This window comes from Streptomyces sp. NPDC029169, assembly GCF_055563935.1.
This window is the reverse complement of the sequence record NZ_JBVHXA010000004.1, coordinates 401920-417078: the sequence shown is the minus strand read 5'-3', so window position 1 is coordinate 417078 and position 15159 is coordinate 401920. Positions and strand designations below refer to the sequence as shown.

The window sequence follows — 15159 nt, the reverse complement described above, 5'->3', positions numbered from 1 at the left end:
GCGTCCCGCGAGGCCCTACCGCGTACCCCAGGAAGGTGTTCCCCACCGTGGAAACCGTGATCGTCGCCATCGACGGGCCCTCCGGCACGGGCAAGTCGAGCACCTCGAAGGCGGTTGCCGCCAAGCTGGGGCTGAGCTACCTGGACACCGGTGCGCAGTACCGGGCGATCACCTGGTGGATGATCAGCAACGGCGTGGACGTCCACGACGCCGAGGCCGTCGCCAACGCCGCCGCCAAGCCCGTCATCGTCTCCGGGACCGACCCAGCCCGCCCGACGATCACCGTCGACGGCGCCGACGCCTCCGGGCCCATCCGTACCGAAGAGGTCACCTCCAAGGTCAGCGCCGTCAGCGCCGTCCCCGAGGTGCGGGCCGTGATCACCGAGCTGCAGCGGTCCATCGCCAAGGAGGCCGAGGGCGGCATCGTCGTCGAGGGCCGGGACATCGGCACCACCGTCCTGCCGGACGCCGACCTCAAGATCTTCCTCACCGCGTCCCCCGAGGCCCGCGCCGCCCGCCGCTCCGGCGAGCTCAAGGGCGTCGACGTGGCCACCACCCAGCAGGCCCTGATCAAGCGGGACGCGGCCGACTCCAACCGCAAGAACTCCCCGCTCGCCAAGGCCGACGACGCCGTCGAGGTCGACACCACCGACCTCACCCTGGACCAGGTCATAGAGTGCGTCGTGACCCTCGTCGAGGAGCTGCGCACCAAGAAGCGGGCGGCCGTCAAGTGACCCAGCCCTCCGAGAAGGGCGCCGCCGTCGGGCGTGGCATCGGCATAGGGCTGATGTACGGCCTCTGGAAGCCGCGCGTCCTCGGCGCCTGGCGGGTGCCGGCCGCCGGCCCCGTCATCCTCGCCGTCAACCACGCGCACAACATCGACGGCCCCATGCTCATGGGCACGGCTCCCCGACCGGTGCACTTCCTGATCAAGAAGGAAGCCTTCGTCGGGCCCCTCGGGCCTTTCCTGGAGGGCATCGGTCAGGTCAAGGTCGACCGCGACAGCACCGACCGGAACGCGATAGGGAACGCGCTGAGCGTGCTCGAGCACGGCGGCGTCCTCGGGATCTTCCCCGAGGGCACCCGCGGCGAGGGCGACTTCGCCTCCCTGCGCGCCGGACTCGCCTACTTCGCCGTCCGCAGCGGCGCGCCGATCGTCCCCGTCGCCGTACTGGGAAGTTCCGAGCGACGCGGACGGTTGGTCAAGGCGTTGCCCCCGCTGCGCAGCCGCGTCGACGTCGTCTTCGGCGATGCCTTCGAGGCCGGCGACGGCAGCGGCCGCCGCACCCGCAAGGCGCTGGACGACGCCACCGTACGTATTCAGGAGCGGCTCACCGCCCACCTGAAAAACGCCAGGCGCCTCACCGGGCGCTGAGTGAGACTCTGAGTAGTGGGTTCGCGCCCACCGACCACGAATGATCAAGGAACGGACTTCATGAACGACCAGCACGACCACGGGGCACTTGGCGACGCCGAGTACGCGGAGTTCATGGAGCTCGCCGCGGAAGAGGGCTTCGACATCGAGGACGTCGAAGGCGCGATCGAGGCGGCCGGGCACGGCCCGCTCCCCGTCCTCGCCGTCGTCGGCCGCCCCAATGTCGGCAAGTCGACCCTGGTGAACCGGATCATCGGCCGCCGCGAGGCCGTCGTCGAGGACAAGCCCGGCGTCACCCGCGACCGCGTCACCTACGAGGCCGAGTGGGCCGGCCGCCGCTTCAAGGTCGTCGACACCGGCGGCTGGGAGCAGGACGTCCTCGGCATCGACGCCTCCGTCGCCGCCCAGGCCGAGTACGCCATCGAGGCCGCCGACGCCTGTGTCTTCGTCGTGGACGCCACCGTCGGCGCCACCGACACCGACGAGGCCGTCGTCAAGCTGCTGCGCCGCGCCGGCAAGCCCGTCGTGCTCTGCGCCAACAAGGTCGACGGCCCGTCCGGCGAGGCCGACGCCACCGCCCTGTGGTCGCTCGGCCTCGGCGAGCCGTACCCCGTCTCCTCGCTGCACGGCCGCGGTACGGGCGACATGCTCGACGCCGTCCTGGAGGCCCTGCCCGAGGCCCCCGCCCAGACCTTCGGCAACGCGATCGGCGGCCCTCGCCGCATCGCCCTCATCGGCCGCCCGAACGTCGGCAAGTCCTCGCTCCTGAACAAGGTCGCCAACGAGGACCGCGTCGTCGTCAACGAGATGGCCGGCACCACCCGCGACCCGGTCGACGAGCTGATCGAGCTCGGCGGCAAGACCTGGAAGTTCGTCGACACCGCCGGTATCCGCAAGAAGGTCCACCTCCAGGAGGGCGCGGACTACTACGCCTCCCTGCGCACCGCCGCCGCGGTCGAGAAGGCCGAGGTCGCCGTCGTCCTGATCGACACCACCGACAACATCTCGGTCCAGGACCAGCGCATCATCACGATGGCGGTGGAGTCGGGCCGCGCGCTCGTCATCGCGTACAACAAGTGGGACGAGCTCGACGAGGAGCGGCGCTACTACCTGGAGCGCGAGATCGAGACCGAGATGCAGCAGGTCGCCTGGGCGCCCCGGGTCAACGTCTCCGCCAAGACCGGCCGCCACATGGACCGGCTCGTCCCGGCGATCGAGACCGCGCTCGCCGGCTGGGAGACCCGCGTCCCCACCGGCCGGCTGAACGCCTTCCTCGGCGAGCTGGTCGCCTCCCACCCGCACCCGATCCGCGGCGGCAAGCAGCCCCGCATCCTCTTCGGCACGCAGGCCGGCACCAAGCCGCCCCGGTTCGTGCTCTTCGCCTCCGGGTTCCTGGAGGCCGGCTACCGCCGCTTCGTCGAGCGCCGGCTGCGTGAGGAGTTCGGCTTCGAGGGCACGCCGATCCACATCTCGGTGCGGGTCCGCGAGAAGCGCGGCCGCAAGAAGTAGCGCGTCAGTGCGTGAGTACGGCTGAGGGCCGGGGCGATGTGCCCCGGCCCTCAGCCGTATCTCCTGCGAATCCCTACAGACCCCTGCGGGGCCCCGGCGGAAGTGCCGGAAGCGCCGTCGGAGCGTGGTGCTGCGCCGACCACGCCACCGGATGCGCCGTGTGCCGGTGTCCGTGGCTGCCGTACAGCCCCGCGCTCACCGGCGTCCCGAAGGCCCGGAAGCCCAGATCCTCCTCGCCGCTGCGGTCACCCGGCAGCGCGCGGAACGACCGGCGGTACTCCGAGTACAGAGCGTCGTAGATCGGCGTCGCCGACTCGCCTGACGTGATGTCCTGCGCCGGACGCATGGACGGGATCTGACTCGAATAGGGCTGGCGGGGTGGGTCGTATGTGTGCACGTATGTGCCAACGACCCCGCCCTCCGTCGGATGCGGGCGGCTCTCGGAAAGAGGTGCCGGCCGGGGACGGGGCACGGTCGGGATCCAGGGGCCGAACCCCGGCTGCCCTATGCCGGTGCGCCCGTGCTCCGTCACGTGCCGGCCAGCGGCATCGCGGCGGCCACCAGACGGCCGTTGGCCGCGGCCTTCTCCAGGGCGTCGCGCAGCAGGTCCTCGCGCGGCTGCTGGCCGATGGAGCCGACCGGGGCGGCGAAGACCAGGACCGTGTGCGACTTGTTGGCCGCCGCGCGCCAGCCCTCGGTGACCTGGAGCGGCTGGTGCGCCTGCCACCAGGCGGCCTGGCCGCTGCCGCCCGTACCCGGCTGGAGCACGGAGTGCAGCTGGCCCATCGCGACGAGGACGGACCAGCCCGGGAGGGTGCCCGGCTTCTGGTTCACGTCGGCGACCGGTTGGAAGCCCTGCTCGATCAGGAGCGGCAGGAACTCGTCGCTCAGCCCGTCCGAGCCCGGGCGGGCGACCGGCGCGGTCGGTTCGACGACAAGGGCCGGGTGCAGCTCGCCCTCGATCAGGACGAGACCGCTGGTGACACCCAGGACCGCCTGCTCGGGGTGGGCGGCGCCGAGCTCGTCCGCCGCGTCCGTCGCCGCGATGGAGCGCACGGCGCCCTGGAGCTGTTCCTCGGCGACCTTGACCACCTGGGACGGGATGCAGCTGGCGTGGGCGAACGCCAGGACGGCGGTCTCCTCGCCGACGAACAGCACCGTGCTCGTGCGCTCCTGCTCGGAGTCGCCCGGCGTGCGGCAGGAGGTGCAGTCGTAGCTGCCCGGGGCGTTGTCGCCGGCGAGCAGCCGGTCGGCTTCTTCGTCGCCGATCTCGGCGCGTACGTCCTCGCTGACGTCGAGCATGCGCGGCACGGGGGGCTCCCTGGACTCGGTACGTGCGACGCCGGGCGGATCCCGGCACGTCTCATGACGAGTTCAACGGGGAAGGCTCGGCCGGGGTCACGCGTCCGGGTGCGGCAACTTGCGTGACTCCGACCGGGTGGGGGATGCGCGTCGTCCCGCGCGGCACGGGCGTGGTGTGCCCGCACACTGCCTAGCCTGCCGCGATGTCGAAGATCCGATATTGGGCAGCCGGTGCGTCCGCCGCCGTGCTGCTGGCGCTCGCCCCCGCGCCCGCGCAGGCCGCGCCCGCGCAGGCCGTGCGCGTGCAGGCAGCGCCCGCGCAGGCCGTGCCCGCGTACGCCTGCGCCAAGGACCAGTGGCCGTGGGGCTGTGTCGCCGCGTGCGAGAGCAGCGGCCGCTGGCACGTCAACACCGGCAACGGCTTCTACGGGGGGCTCCAGTTCTGGCAGCCGACGTGGGTCGAGCACGGCGGGCTGCGCTACGCGAAGCGGGCCGACCTGGCGACCCGTCAGCAGCAGATCACGATCGCGGAGGAGGTCCTGCGTACGCAGGGATGGGCGGCGTGGCCGGCCTGCTCGAAGCGGTACGGGCTGAGCGGGCGGGCCCACGTGGTGCAGCTGGGCGACACGCTCAGCTCGGTCGCCTGGCGCTTCGGGATCGCGGGCGGCTGGCAGGCGCTGTACGCGGCGAACCGGAGCGTCGTCGGGGCGGACCCGAACCGGCTCCTCGTCGGAACGATGCTGCGGATCGCACCGCTCACCGTCCTGCGGTGAACTCGGCGGCCTCCCCGCTGAACGCGAGGGAGCCGCGGCGCAGTTCGTGGAGCAGCGTGCCGGGCGGCAGCCCGGGCGGGGGCCGCTGCTCGGCGAGTACGACGGCGGCGCCGCCCTGCCGGGCGAGGTCGGCGAGCAGCCGGTACGTACGGGAGGACACCGTGGGCGACATGCCGAGGGACGGCTCGTCGACGAGGACCACGCGGGCGGGGGTCAGCATGGCCCGGGTGAGCGCGAGCATCCGGCGCTCGCCGCCGGAGAGGATGCCGGCGGGGTGGGCGAGGAGGGGGGCGAGTTCGGGGTACGCCTCCAGTGCCCGATCGGGGTCCCCGGGGGTCAGGTCCAGGTTCTCGGCGACGGTGAGCGTCGCGTACACGGCCCGTAGATCCGGTACGAAGCAGAGTCCGCGCCGCGCACGGGCGTGGGCGTGCAGGCGGGTCACGTCCTCGCCGCGCCACAGGACCCTGCCGGAGGCCAGCGGCACGGTGCCGGCGAGGGCGCGCAGGGCGGTGGTGCGGCCGGAGCCGTTGCGGCCGACGAGGACGGTGACGGTCGCGGGCGGGACGGGCAGGTCGAGGCCGTGCAGGGCCTCCAGGGGGCCGTAGCGGACGCGGGCGGCGCGCAGGGCGATCTCGACGCTCATGACACGATCCTGCCTCCCTCCATGGTGAGCACGGTGTGGGCGATGCCGGCGACGAGGTCCGGGTCGTGCTCGACGACGAGGACGGTGAGGCCGTCGGCGGCGAGGGCGGCGAGGATCCGGGCGAGGGCGTCGGTCTCCGCGGCGTCCAGACCGGCGGAGGGTTCGTCGAGGAGGAGGGTGTGCGGGCCGCCGGCGAGGGCGCGGGCCAGCTCGACGCGGCGCAGGGTCCCGGTGGGGAGGTCGGCGGCGCCGTGGCGGCGGACGGGGCCGGCGAGGCCGAGGAGGCGGAGGGCCTGTTCGGCCCTGTCCACGGGGCCCGGGGTCTGTTCGGCGCCGAGGCGGACGTTGTCCTCGACGGTGAGGGACGGGAAGACGGCGAGCTGCTGGAAGGAACGGGCGACGCCGAGGCGGGTGCGGGCGTGGGCGGGGAGGTGGGTGATGTCGGTGCCGTCGAGGGTGACGCGGCCGTGGGTGGGGCGGAGGGTGCCGGCGAGGCAGTCGAAGAGGGTGCTCTTGCCGGCGCCGTTGGGGCCGACGAGGGCGGTGACGTGGCCGGGGGTGAGGGCGAGGGTGACGTGGGAGAGGGCGGTGAGGCCGCCGGGGTAGGTGAGGGTGAGGTCGTCCGCGCGGAGCCTCGCGGGGGCGGGTTCGGGGGTCGGTGCGGGGGCCGGTGCCGGCCGGTGGGGGTGCGGCCGGGCTCCGCCCGGCCTGGGTTTCCCACCCGCACCACCCGTACCAATAGTCGACAGAGGTGCGGGTCTTCCCGTGGGTGGTTTCCCGCCGTCGGCGGCTGCCGCGACGCGCCTGCTCGCCGGTAGCCAGGACGTCAGGGGTGGGATTCGGCCTACCAGCGTCGCCAGGATGCCTACCGCCGCCGCTGCCACGCCTCCCCTCGTGCCCGCGTCCAGGCCTACCAGGAGGGCCGCGGCGGCCAGGGGGGAGAGGAGGCTGTCGGCGCCCAGGACGATGATCGCGGCGAACCAGAGGAGGCCGCGGACCGGGTCGTAGGCCTCCGGGTCGAAGGCGCGCAGGCCCATGCCCAGGAGGCCGCCGCCCAGGGCCGCCAGGGCCGCGCCCAGGACGAAGGCCAGGACCTTGAGCAGGCTCACCCGAACTCCGGACGCCTCCGCGCCCACCTCGTGGTCGCGCAGCGCGGCGAGCGCGCGGCCCGTGCGGCCCCGGCGGAGGGCCGCGACCAGGACGAGGCAGCCGGCCAGGACCACGAGCTCCAGGGCGTAGTAGAGGCGGTCGTCCGCGAAGCCCGCCGGGCGCCCGAGATCAAGGCCGGCCGTCGCGTACGGCTGCGCGAAGACGAAGCGGCTCACCGCCACCCCGACCGCCAGCGTCGCGAGCGCCAGGGCCAGACCGTGCCGCCGGATCGCCGGATACCCCGTCGCCAGGCCGAGCGGGGCCACGAGCAGCACCGCCAGCGCGAGCGCCCCCAGCTCCGGCACGCCGCCCGCCGCGAGCAGCGCCGTGAACAGCGCCCCCAGACCGGCGTACGCCGCCTGGCCGAGCGCGATCTGCCCGCCCCGACCCGTCACCACCACCAGCGACAGCAGCACGATCGCGAGCGCCGGCACTTGAATCGAGGTGTGCAGGTCCGTGCCCGCGAAACCCAGGGGGAGCAGGAAGAGCACGGCGACCGTGAGCCACACCCCCGTCGGCGTCCGGGGCGCGACCGTCGGTGGCGGCAGCACGTCCTGGCCGCGCCCCCCGACCCCCGGCAGGGCCAGCGCCGCCACGAGGAGGGCCACGACGAAGAGGTTCGCCCCCACCGCCAGCACCAGCGGACCCGCCCAGCCCTCCGGATGGAGGCGGGTCAGCTGCGCCTGCGCCACGCCCAGCGCGAGGGCCGTCACGACCGCGACCGGCAGGCTCCGCATCCGGGCCGCCACCGCGACCGCGATCACCTCCACGACCAGGAGAGGCATCCCGTACGGATCCAGCCGTACGTACGGGGCGAGCAGCACCCCCGTCAGACCCGCCGTGAACGCGCCGAACGCCCATCCCGCCGCCGACACCCGGTCCGCGTCGATCCCGCCCAGCATGGCCAGCGGCCGGTTGTCCACCACCGCCCGCAGCTCCCTGCCGAACCGGGTCCACCGGGTCACCGCCCCCACGGCCCCCGCCAGCAGGACCACCGCCGCGAGCTGTGTCCACGGATCGTCGCCGAGCAGCACCGGCGAGTCCGCCCGCGCCCCGGTGCCCCACACCAACGCCGCCCCGCCCACCAGCAGGACGAAGACGCCGATGGAGGCCACCAGCGTCTGCGCCGGGTTCGAGCCGAGCAGCGCCAACGGCCGGAACACGGCCCGGTCCAGGACCAGACCGATCCCGGGCGCGACCACGAGCAGCGTCACCAGCGCGCCCAGGGAGAGCGGCCAGCCCCACTCGACCACCAACTGCCGCAGCACGTACGCGCAGACCATGGCGATCGCCCCGTGCGCCAGGTTGAGCACCCCGGTCGCCCGGTAGGTGACGATAAGACCGATGCCGGTGAGCGCGGCGGCGCTGCCGACCGCGAGACCGGCGAGGGTGAGGTCGTACGTCAGCGAGGCCACGGCTCACACACCGGACACGGCTCGAGCTCCGCGTCCCCCGCCGGTTCGGCGTCCGCCCGGCCCGCGACCAGCGGGCAGTCGGGCCGGTGCGCGAGCGTCCCGCCGGGGACCCGCAGCGGAGGCTCGTCCGAGGAGGGCGGCTCCTCCGGCGGGGTGTCGTCCCCGGATACGTCGGACGGCGGCGGCTCCTGGTCCCGCGCCGGGATCCGGACCACCGCCCCGATCACCAGGACCGCGCCCGCCACGATCAGCGCGGCGCCCGGCACGGTGTTGGAGGCCAGATAGGGGAGCTGCCGCTCCGCGAAGCGTTCGCCGGAGATCCCGTACCACCCCAGGACGCAGAGCACCGCGCCCCCGGCGGCCGCGGCGAGGCCGCCCCACAGCAGTACCCGGGATGTCGGCACGGGACCTCCCTCGCGACGGCGAGCCGTTCCTTGCACTATGCCCGGAACCAGCACACCCTGGAATCATCAGGCCGCCCGGCCTCGACGGACATCCGGTGGTGAGCCAGATGGTTCTCAAGCGACATGGCGGACGCTCTCGCATCGCGGCGGTGGCGGCCGCGTCGGCTCTGGTGCTCGGGCCCGTTCTCGCCGGCTGTGGCGACGGCGACGGCGGCTACATCCCACCGGCCAACCTGCCCGCCGCGACGGACCAGCCACTCGATCCGGAGAGCGCCAAGAACGACATCACCAAGAACTGGACGGCCTTCTTCGACCCGAAGACATCCACGGCCGAGAAGGTGAAGCTGCTCGAGAACGGCGAGCAGATGGCGCCGGTCCTCGCCGCCTTCGCGGGCGACAAGAACGCGGCCATGTCCTCGGCGAAGGTCAAGGGCATCGAGTTCACCTCGCCGAACGACGCGGACGTGACCTGGGACCTGCTGGTCGGCGGGACGCCCGCCCTGACCGACTCCAAGGGCACGGCCGTCCTCCAGGAGGACACCTGGAAGGTGTCCGTGAAGACACTCTGCGGTCTGGTGCAGCTCAGCGGTGCGACCGTTCAGGGCTGCTGAGACCGTCGGAGCGCTGCTCCTCACCGGGCTGCTTGCGCTGACCGCGGCGTGCGGCAGCCGGCTCCCGGAGCGCGCGTTCGAGACGCGGCCCACCGCCACCTTCCCCTCCGGCGGTGAGCCGCTCCGGGTCGGCATCATCACCAGCGCCACCAGCCCCGTCGGCGGCGGCGCGTTCACCGGCACGCGCGACGGCGCCCGCGCCTGGTTCGACGCCCTCAACGCCCGCGGGGGACTGAACGGACGCCGGGTCGAGGTCGTCACCTGCGACGACGGCGGCAGCGGCGTCGGCAACAACGAGTGCGTGCAGCGGCTGCTCGACCAGCGGAAAGTGTTCGCGCTGGTCGCCACCACCGCCCTCGACTACGCGGGCGCCCCGCTCGTCTCCAGGGCCGGCGTCCCCGACATCGGGGGCCAGCCGCTCACCCCGGCGTACGACACCTATCCGCATCTGTACGGGATCTACGGCAGCTCCGCCCCGCGCACCGGCAAGGAGCCCGGCTGGAACGGGATGCTGTACGGCGGGACCGAGGTCTACCGCTGGTTCAAGCGCGAGCACGGCGCCCGTACCGCCGCCGTCGTCGCCTACAACCAGGCCGCGTCGACGGCGTACGCCCGGCTGATCTCCGAGGGGCTCCGCGCCGAGGGGTACAAGGTCGTGGGCGAGCAGGTCGACTTCGCCCTGCCCAACTTCCGGGCCGTCGCGGCCGATCTGCGGGCCCAGGGCGCCGACCTCGTCTTCGACGCCATGGACACCCACGGCAACGCCCGGCTCTGCGAGGCGATGGAGGCGCTGGGCGTCAAGGTCACCGCCAAGGTGACCAACGTGCAGAACTGGTCCTCGACCGTGCCCCGCGACTACGCCGGCTCGCCCTCGTGCCGCGCCTCCCTCTTCGTCACCGGCTCCAGCCGCAACTACGAGGACACCGGGCATCCCGCGGTACGGGAGTTCCGGAAGGCTATGGGGGAGGACCGGCCGCTGTCCCAGTGGCAGCTGGAGGGCTGGGCGGCCGCCATGTGGTTCACGGACGCGGCGCTCTCCTGCGGGGACCGGCTCACCCGCGCCTGCGTCGAGAAGTTCATGAACCGGCCGGAGCCGTACACCGCCCGCGGGCTGCTGCTGCCCGTCCGCTTCGAGAAGCTCGCCGAACCGCCGAAGAGCCGTGACACCTGTCTGTCGGTGGCACGCTGGCAGGACGGACGGGGCTGGGTCACCCAGGGGGACATGAACACGAACTGCGCCGACGTCCCCCAGCTCGGATACCGACCGTGAGGCACCGACCGTGAAGCCACCGACCGTGAAGCCACCGACCGAGAGCCGGGCGCGAGGAGGGCAGTACAGTCGCCCTCTACCGACCACGTGACGACCGGGGGGAACCGGCAGCCCGATGCGCATCTCCTTTCTGCTCCACAACGCCTACCACATCGGCGGAACCATCCGGACGACGTTCACGCTGGCCCATGTCCTGGCCGAGCGTCACGAGGTGGAGATCGTCTCCGTCTTCCGGCACCGGAACGAGCCGATCCTGGGCGTCCCCGCCGGTGTGACCCTGCGTCACCTCGTGGACCTGCGCAAGGACAGCCCCGACTACGACGGCGAGCACCCCGACATCTCCCGTCCGGCCAGGGTCTTCCCGCGCGGGGACGGCCGGTGGAAGCAGTACAGCGCGCTCACCGACGCCCGGATCGGCGCGCATCTGGCGTCCGTCGAGGCCGACGTGGTGGTCTCGACCCGGCCCGGACTCAACGTCCACCTCGCCCGGCAGACCCGGCGCGGCCCGGTCCTCGTCGGCCAGGAGCACCTGTTCCTGGACGGCCACACCTACCGGCTGCGTCGCGAGATCGCCCACCGGTACGCGCTCCTGGACGCCGTCACCACGGTCACCGAGGCCGACGCCCGCTCGTACCGCACCCGCCTGCGGCTGCCCGGCGTACGGATCGACGCGGTGCCCAACAGCGTGCCCGCGCCGAACGTCCCGCCCGCCGACCCCGCCTCGAAGCTCGTCGTCGCGGCGGGACGGCTGACCCCGATCAAGCGGTACGACGTACTGGTCGACGCCTTCGCCGAGGTGGCCGCGGCCCGCCCGGACTGGAAGCTGAAGATCTACGGCACGGGCGACCAGGGCGGCAACACGAAGCCGGCGCTCACCCGGCAGATCGAGAGGCTCGGCCTCGGCGAGCACGTCTTCCTCATGGGCACGGCCAACCCGATGGAGCCGGAGTGGGCCAAGGGCTCGATCGCCGCCGTCACCTCGCGGCGCGAGTCCTTCGGCATGACCATCGTCGAGGCGATGCGGTGCGGTCTGCCGGTCGTCTCCACCGACTGCCCGCTGGGCCCACGCGAGATCATCGAGGACGGTGTCGACGGCCGCCTCGTGCCCGTGGACGACGCCTCCGCGGTGGCGCGCGCCCTGCTCGAACTCATCGAGGACGACGAACTGCGCGCCAAGACCGCGCGGGCCGCGCTCACCGCCTCGGAGCGCTTCGACCCGGTCCGTATAGCGGCCCGCCACGAGGAGATATGGACCGAGCTCGTCGCCCGGGGCGCGAGCGGCCGCACCCACGGCCGTCTCCGCGAGACCCGCCATCGCGCGGTCGGCGGCATCATCGACGCCGGGTACGAGCTGAAGCGCCGGATCGGAGTTCTCGTCCGCCGCTTCCGCTGACCGGGCGGGCGACCGTCGAGGACCGTACCTGTCCTCGACGGCTGGCAGACTCGGCCTCATGTTGGAGACCTCCGCACGGCTTCTGCGTCTGCTCTCGCTGCTCCAGGCCCATCGTGAGTGGTCCGGCGCCGACCTCGCCGAGCGGCTCGGGGTCACCACCCGGACCGTACGGCGGGACGTCGACCGGCTGCGCGAGCTCGGCTATCCCGTCAACGCCAGCCCCGGCACGGGCGGCGGGTACCAGCTCGGCGCCGGCGCCGAGCTTCCGCCGCTGCTGCTCGACGACGAGGAGGCCGTCGCCGTCGCGGTCGGCCTGCGCACGGCCGCCGGCCAGGGCGTGGAGGGCATCGGCGAGGCCTCCGTACGCGCCCTCGCCAAGCTGGAACAGGTGCTGCCCGGCCGGCTGCGGCGCCGGGTGAGCACGCTCAACGCCTTCACCGTCCCGATGCTGCGCACCCCGGCCGGTCAGGTCGACCCGGCCGTCCTGACCGAGCTCGCGAACGCCTGCCGGGACAGCGAGCGGCTCCGCTTCGCATACCGCGACCACGGCGGGACCACGACCCGGCGCACCGTCGAACCGCACCGGCTCGTGTGCACCGAACGCCGCTGGTACCTGGTCGCCTGGGACGTGGACCGGGCCGACTGGCGTACGTTCCGGGCCGACCGGATCGACCCGATGCCGCCCCACGGCCCCCGCTTCCCACCCCGCGAGCCTCCCGCCGAGGACCTGGCCGGCTATGTCGCCAAGGGCATCTCCGGGGCGGCCTACGCGGCCGAGGCGACGATCCGGCTGCACGTCCCGCTTGCCGAGGCCGCCTCGGCCGTCGGACCGATGGACGGTGTCCTGGAGCCGGACGGGGACGACGCCTGCCTGCTGCGCGCGGGCGCGGACAGTCTCGCGGGCATGGTCGTCCACGTGCTGATGCTGGGTGTCGACTTCGAGGTCGTCGCCCCGAGGGAGCTCGACGACTGGGTGCGGATGCTCAGGGACCGGCTTTCCCGCGCCGTGGAGCGCGCGGAGCGCTGAGACGGATCCGCTCGAAGGTCGCGAACTCCGGGTGGTGCAGATCGAACGCGGGGGACTCGGAGCGGATCCTCGGGATCTCGTCGAAGTTGTGGCGGGGCGGCGGGCAGGACGTCGCCCACTCCAGGGAGCGGCCGAACCCCCAGGGGTCGTCGACGTCCACCTTCGTCCCGTACTTGGCGGTCTTCCAGACGTTGTAGAGGAACGGCAGGGTGGACGCGCCGAGCAGGAACGAGCCGATGGACGAGACCGTGTTCAGCGTGGTGAAGCCGTCGGCGTCCAGATAATCGGAGTACCGCCGCGGCATGCCCCCCGCGCCGAGCCAGTGCTGCACCAGGAACGTGATGTGGAAGCCCACGAAGAGCGTCCAGAACTGGATCTTGCCCAGGCGCTCGTCGAGCATCCTGCCGGTGAACTTGGGCCACCAGAAGTAGAAGCCGGCGAACATCGCGAAGACGACCGTGCCGAAGACCGTGTAGTGGAAGTGGGCGACGACGAAGTACGAGTCGTTGACCTGGAAGTCCATCGGCGGCGAGGCCAGGATGACCCCGGTCAGCCCGCCGAGGAGGAAGGACACCAGGAATCCGACCGACCAGAGCATCGGCGTCTCGAAGGAGAGCGAGCCCTTCAGCATCGTGCCGATCCAGTTGAAGAACTTCACCCCGGTCGGCACGGCGATCAGGAACGACAGCATCGAGAAGAAGGGCAGCAGCACCGCCCCGGTGACGAACATGTGGTGCGCCCACACCACCATCGAGAGGCCGGTGATCGCCATGGTGGCGGCGACCAGGGTCACGTAGCCGAAGATCGGCTTGCGGGAGAAGACCGGGATGATCTCGGTGATGATGCCGAAGAACGGCAGCGCGATGATGTAGACCTCGGGGTGCCCGAAGAACCAGAAGAGGTGCTGCCACAGGAGCGCCCCGCCGTTCTGCGGCTGGAAGACCAGCGAGCCGAACCGCCGGTCCGACTCCAGGACGAGGAGCGCCGCGGCCAGGACCGGGAACGACATCAGGACCAGGATCGTGGTGAAGAGGACGTTCCAGGTGAAGATCGGCATCCGGAACATCGTCATGCCGGGCGCCCGCATCCCGATGATCGTCGCCAGGAAGTTCACCGAGGCGAGGATCGTGCCGAAACCGGAGAGCGCGAGCCCCATGATCCACAGGTCGGCGCCGATGCCGGGCATCCGCTCCAGGCTGTTGAGCGGTGCGTAGGCGGTCCAGCCGAAGGCGGCGGGTCCGCTCGGCACGAACAGCGAACTGAGCACCATCAGTCCGCCGAAGAGGAACAGCCAGTACGAGAACATGTTCAGCCGCGGGAAGGCGACGTCGGGGGCGCCGATCTGGAGCGGCACCAGCTCGTTGGCGAAGCCGGCGAAGGTCGGCGTCGCGAAGAGCAGCAGCATGATCGTGCCGTGCAGGGTGAACGCCTGGTTGAACTGCTGGTTGTCGATGAGCTGCAGTCCGGGGCGGGCCAGCTCGGCGCGCATCAGCATCGCCATGATCCCGGCGGCGAGGAAGAAGAGGAACGAGGTGACCAGGTAGAGGTGCCCGATCTTCTTGTGGTCGGTCGTGGTGAGCCAGTCGATCAGGACCCGCCCATGCCGTTCCCGAGGTGATTCGACGGCCGCGTCCGCGGTGTCGGTTCCCATCGATGCCTCCGGTTCCGAATCGTCCGGACATGATGCGCGTCCGGGGGGCGGGGGCACGGGAGGGGCGCCGGTCGCGCTGCTCCGGTCGGCCGAGCGTGTGCGCGTCGTGCGCGGAAATCGTGAATACCGGGCGGCGGCCGTTCGCCCCCGAATTCCGCTGACCAGGGCGTGGAACGGAATTCACCGGGCCCTCGTGCGAGGTGTCGGAGTGGGCCTGGAATTACCTGAGAATCGGCCGGAAACTGCCCTTTCGGGTGACGGCGTTCGTGTCAAACATATGTCGAGAAGCTGTGACACAAGCGTGACCGATAAGGGACTAACGTGAGGCACATGACACCGAAGCCGACGTTCCCCGTACCGCCGGAAGACTATGTGGGGCTCGACCAGGAGCACGCCGAACGGCTCGCCCGGGACCACGGCTGGAGCGTGGTCCGCTCCCTGCCGCCGGGCTCGATCATCACCATGGAGTACCTGGAGGGCCGCATCAACTTCGAGGTGACGGACGGTACCGTCACGCGCTGCTGGCTCGGTTAGAGCCGCCGTGGGGGGGGGGGGGGGGGGGGGGGGGGGGGGGGGGGGGGGGGGGGGTGGAGGGGGGGGGGGGGAGGAGGGGGAGGGGGGGGGGGGGGGGGGGGGA

At 72.4% G+C, this 15159-nt stretch carries 15 protein-coding genes; 9 read left to right on the top strand and 6 right to left on the bottom strand.

Annotation, left to right across the window (positions count from 1 at the left end; genetic code table 11):
- Positions 1 to 35 precede the first annotated feature (35 nt).
- From cmk to der, 3 genes are read left to right on the top strand one after another with little or no spacing between them, the layout of a single operon-like run.
- Entirely contained in the window at positions 36 to 734 is a 699-nt protein-coding gene (cmk, locus tag ACZ4VI_RS11145; RefSeq protein ID WP_467998750.1) for a (d)CMP kinase, read from the top strand.
- Positions 677 to 1375: a lysophospholipid acyltransferase family protein gene (locus ACZ4VI_RS11140; RefSeq protein ID WP_467998748.1), complete on the top strand. Its 699-nt coding sequence runs from the start codon at positions 677 to 679 to the stop codon at positions 1373 to 1375. Before cmk ends, ACZ4VI_RS11140 begins: the two co-directional genes overlap by 58 nt.
- A gap of 60 nt (positions 1376 to 1435) precedes the next feature.
- Positions 1436 to 2884, top strand: a complete 1449-nt coding sequence (gene der / locus ACZ4VI_RS11135) for a ribosome biogenesis GTPase Der (RefSeq protein WP_467998746.1) — start codon at positions 1436 to 1438, stop codon at positions 2882 to 2884.
- Between the two features lie 73 nt (positions 2885 to 2957).
- Here der and ACZ4VI_RS11130 read toward each other — a convergent pair whose 3' ends face one another.
- Positions 2958 to 3230, bottom strand: a complete 273-nt coding sequence (locus tag ACZ4VI_RS11130; RefSeq protein ID WP_467998744.1) for a hypothetical protein — start codon at positions 3228 to 3230, stop codon at positions 2958 to 2960.
- A gap of 182 nt (positions 3231 to 3412) precedes the next feature.
- Positions 3413 to 4195 carry a hypothetical protein gene (locus ACZ4VI_RS11125; RefSeq protein WP_467998742.1) on the bottom strand — a complete coding sequence of 261 codons (783 nt, stop codon included), beginning with the start codon at positions 4193 to 4195 and terminating at the stop codon, positions 3413 to 3415.
- Positions 4196 to 4389: 194 nt separating this feature from the next.
- On the opposite strand from ACZ4VI_RS11125, the gene ACZ4VI_RS11120 reads away from it, so the two are divergent.
- Entirely contained in the window at positions 4390 to 4959 is a 570-nt protein-coding gene (locus ACZ4VI_RS11120) for a LysM peptidoglycan-binding domain-containing protein (RefSeq protein ID WP_467998740.1), read from the top strand.
- On the opposite strand, the gene ACZ4VI_RS11115 is transcribed toward ACZ4VI_RS11120, so the two are convergent.
- The 3 genes from ACZ4VI_RS11115 to ACZ4VI_RS11105 are packed head-to-tail and all read right to left on the bottom strand — an operon-like array spanning position 4943 to position 8570.
- Positions 4943 to 5602 (bottom strand): ATP-binding cassette domain-containing protein, encoded by a 660-nt coding sequence (locus tag ACZ4VI_RS11115; protein WP_467998738.1) that lies wholly within the window; start codon positions 5600 to 5602, stop codon positions 4943 to 4945. The genes ACZ4VI_RS11120 and ACZ4VI_RS11115 overlap by 17 nt on opposite strands.
- Positions 5599 to 8166, bottom strand: coding sequence for an ABC transporter permease subunit (locus ACZ4VI_RS11110; RefSeq protein ID WP_467998736.1), 2568 nt, complete (start codon positions 8164 to 8166; stop codon positions 5599 to 5601). Before ACZ4VI_RS11110 ends, ACZ4VI_RS11115 begins: the two co-directional genes overlap by 4 nt.
- A complete protein-coding gene (locus ACZ4VI_RS11105) occupies positions 8154 to 8570 on the bottom strand; it encodes a hypothetical protein (protein ID WP_467998735.1) in 417 nt (138 codons plus the stop codon). Before ACZ4VI_RS11105 ends, ACZ4VI_RS11110 begins: the two co-directional genes overlap by 13 nt.
- A gap of 107 nt (positions 8571 to 8677) precedes the next feature.
- On the opposite strand from ACZ4VI_RS11105, the gene ACZ4VI_RS11100 reads away from it, so the two are divergent.
- From ACZ4VI_RS11100 to ACZ4VI_RS11085, 4 genes are all read left to right on the top strand, one after another.
- Positions 8678 to 9181 (top strand): MTB12 C-terminal domain-containing protein, encoded by a 504-nt coding sequence (locus tag ACZ4VI_RS11100; protein ID WP_467998734.1) that lies wholly within the window; start codon positions 8678 to 8680, stop codon positions 9179 to 9181.
- A complete protein-coding gene (locus ACZ4VI_RS11095; RefSeq protein WP_467998733.1) occupies positions 9159 to 10451 on the top strand; it encodes an ABC transporter substrate-binding protein in 1293 nt (430 codons plus the stop codon). The genes ACZ4VI_RS11100 and ACZ4VI_RS11095 overlap by 23 nt, the downstream gene beginning before the upstream one ends.
- Positions 10452 to 10566: 115 nt before the next feature.
- Positions 10567 to 11844, top strand: coding sequence for a glycosyltransferase family 4 protein (locus ACZ4VI_RS11090; RefSeq protein ID WP_467998732.1), 1278 nt, complete (start codon positions 10567 to 10569; stop codon positions 11842 to 11844).
- A 58-nt stretch (positions 11845 to 11902) separates the two neighbouring features.
- Positions 11903 to 12871, top strand: coding sequence for a helix-turn-helix transcriptional regulator (locus tag ACZ4VI_RS11085; RefSeq protein WP_467998730.1), 969 nt, complete (start codon positions 11903 to 11905; stop codon positions 12869 to 12871).
- Here ACZ4VI_RS11085 and ctaD read toward each other — a convergent pair.
- Positions 12828 to 14522, bottom strand: coding sequence for an aa3-type cytochrome oxidase subunit I (gene ctaD, locus ACZ4VI_RS11080; RefSeq protein ID WP_467998729.1), 1695 nt, complete (start codon positions 14520 to 14522; stop codon positions 12828 to 12830). The two genes, ACZ4VI_RS11085 and ctaD, sit on opposite strands and share 44 nt — an antisense overlap.
- A 330-nt stretch (positions 14523 to 14852) precedes the next feature.
- Between ctaD and ACZ4VI_RS11075 the strand changes: the two genes are divergently transcribed.
- The gene (locus tag ACZ4VI_RS11075; RefSeq protein WP_467998727.1) at positions 14853 to 15056 is read left to right on the top strand and encodes a proteinase inhibitor I78; all 204 of its coding nucleotides are present in this window, start codon (positions 14853 to 14855) and stop codon (positions 15054 to 15056) included.
- Positions 15057 to 15159: the final 103 nt, after the last annotated feature.

Coding starts and splice junctions, on each gene's coding strand:
- der (WP_467998746.1), top strand. CDS start 1,436: ATGAACGACCAGCACGACCACGGGGCACTTGGCGACGCCGAGTACGCG.
- ACZ4VI_RS11130 (WP_467998744.1), bottom strand. CDS start 3,230: ATGCGTCCGGCGCAGGACATCACGTCAGGCGAGTCGGCGACGCCGATC.
- ACZ4VI_RS11120 (WP_467998740.1), top strand. CDS start 4,390: ATGTCGAAGATCCGATATTGGGCAGCCGGTGCGTCCGCCGCCGTGCTG.
- ACZ4VI_RS11115 (WP_467998738.1), bottom strand. CDS start 5,602: ATGAGCGTCGAGATCGCCCTGCGCGCCGCCCGCGTCCGCTACGGCCCC.
- ACZ4VI_RS11100 (WP_467998734.1), top strand. CDS start 8,678: ATGGTTCTCAAGCGACATGGCGGACGCTCTCGCATCGCGGCGGTGGCG.
- ACZ4VI_RS11090 (WP_467998732.1), top strand. CDS start 10,567: ATGCGCATCTCCTTTCTGCTCCACAACGCCTACCACATCGGCGGAACC.
- ACZ4VI_RS11085 (WP_467998730.1), top strand. CDS start 11,903: ATGTTGGAGACCTCCGCACGGCTTCTGCGTCTGCTCTCGCTGCTCCAG.
- ctaD (WP_467998729.1), bottom strand. CDS start 14,522: ATGGGAACCGACACCGCGGACGCGGCCGTCGAATCACCTCGGGAACGG.
- ACZ4VI_RS11075 (WP_467998727.1), top strand. CDS start 14,853: ATGACACCGAAGCCGACGTTCCCCGTACCGCCGGAAGACTATGTGGGG.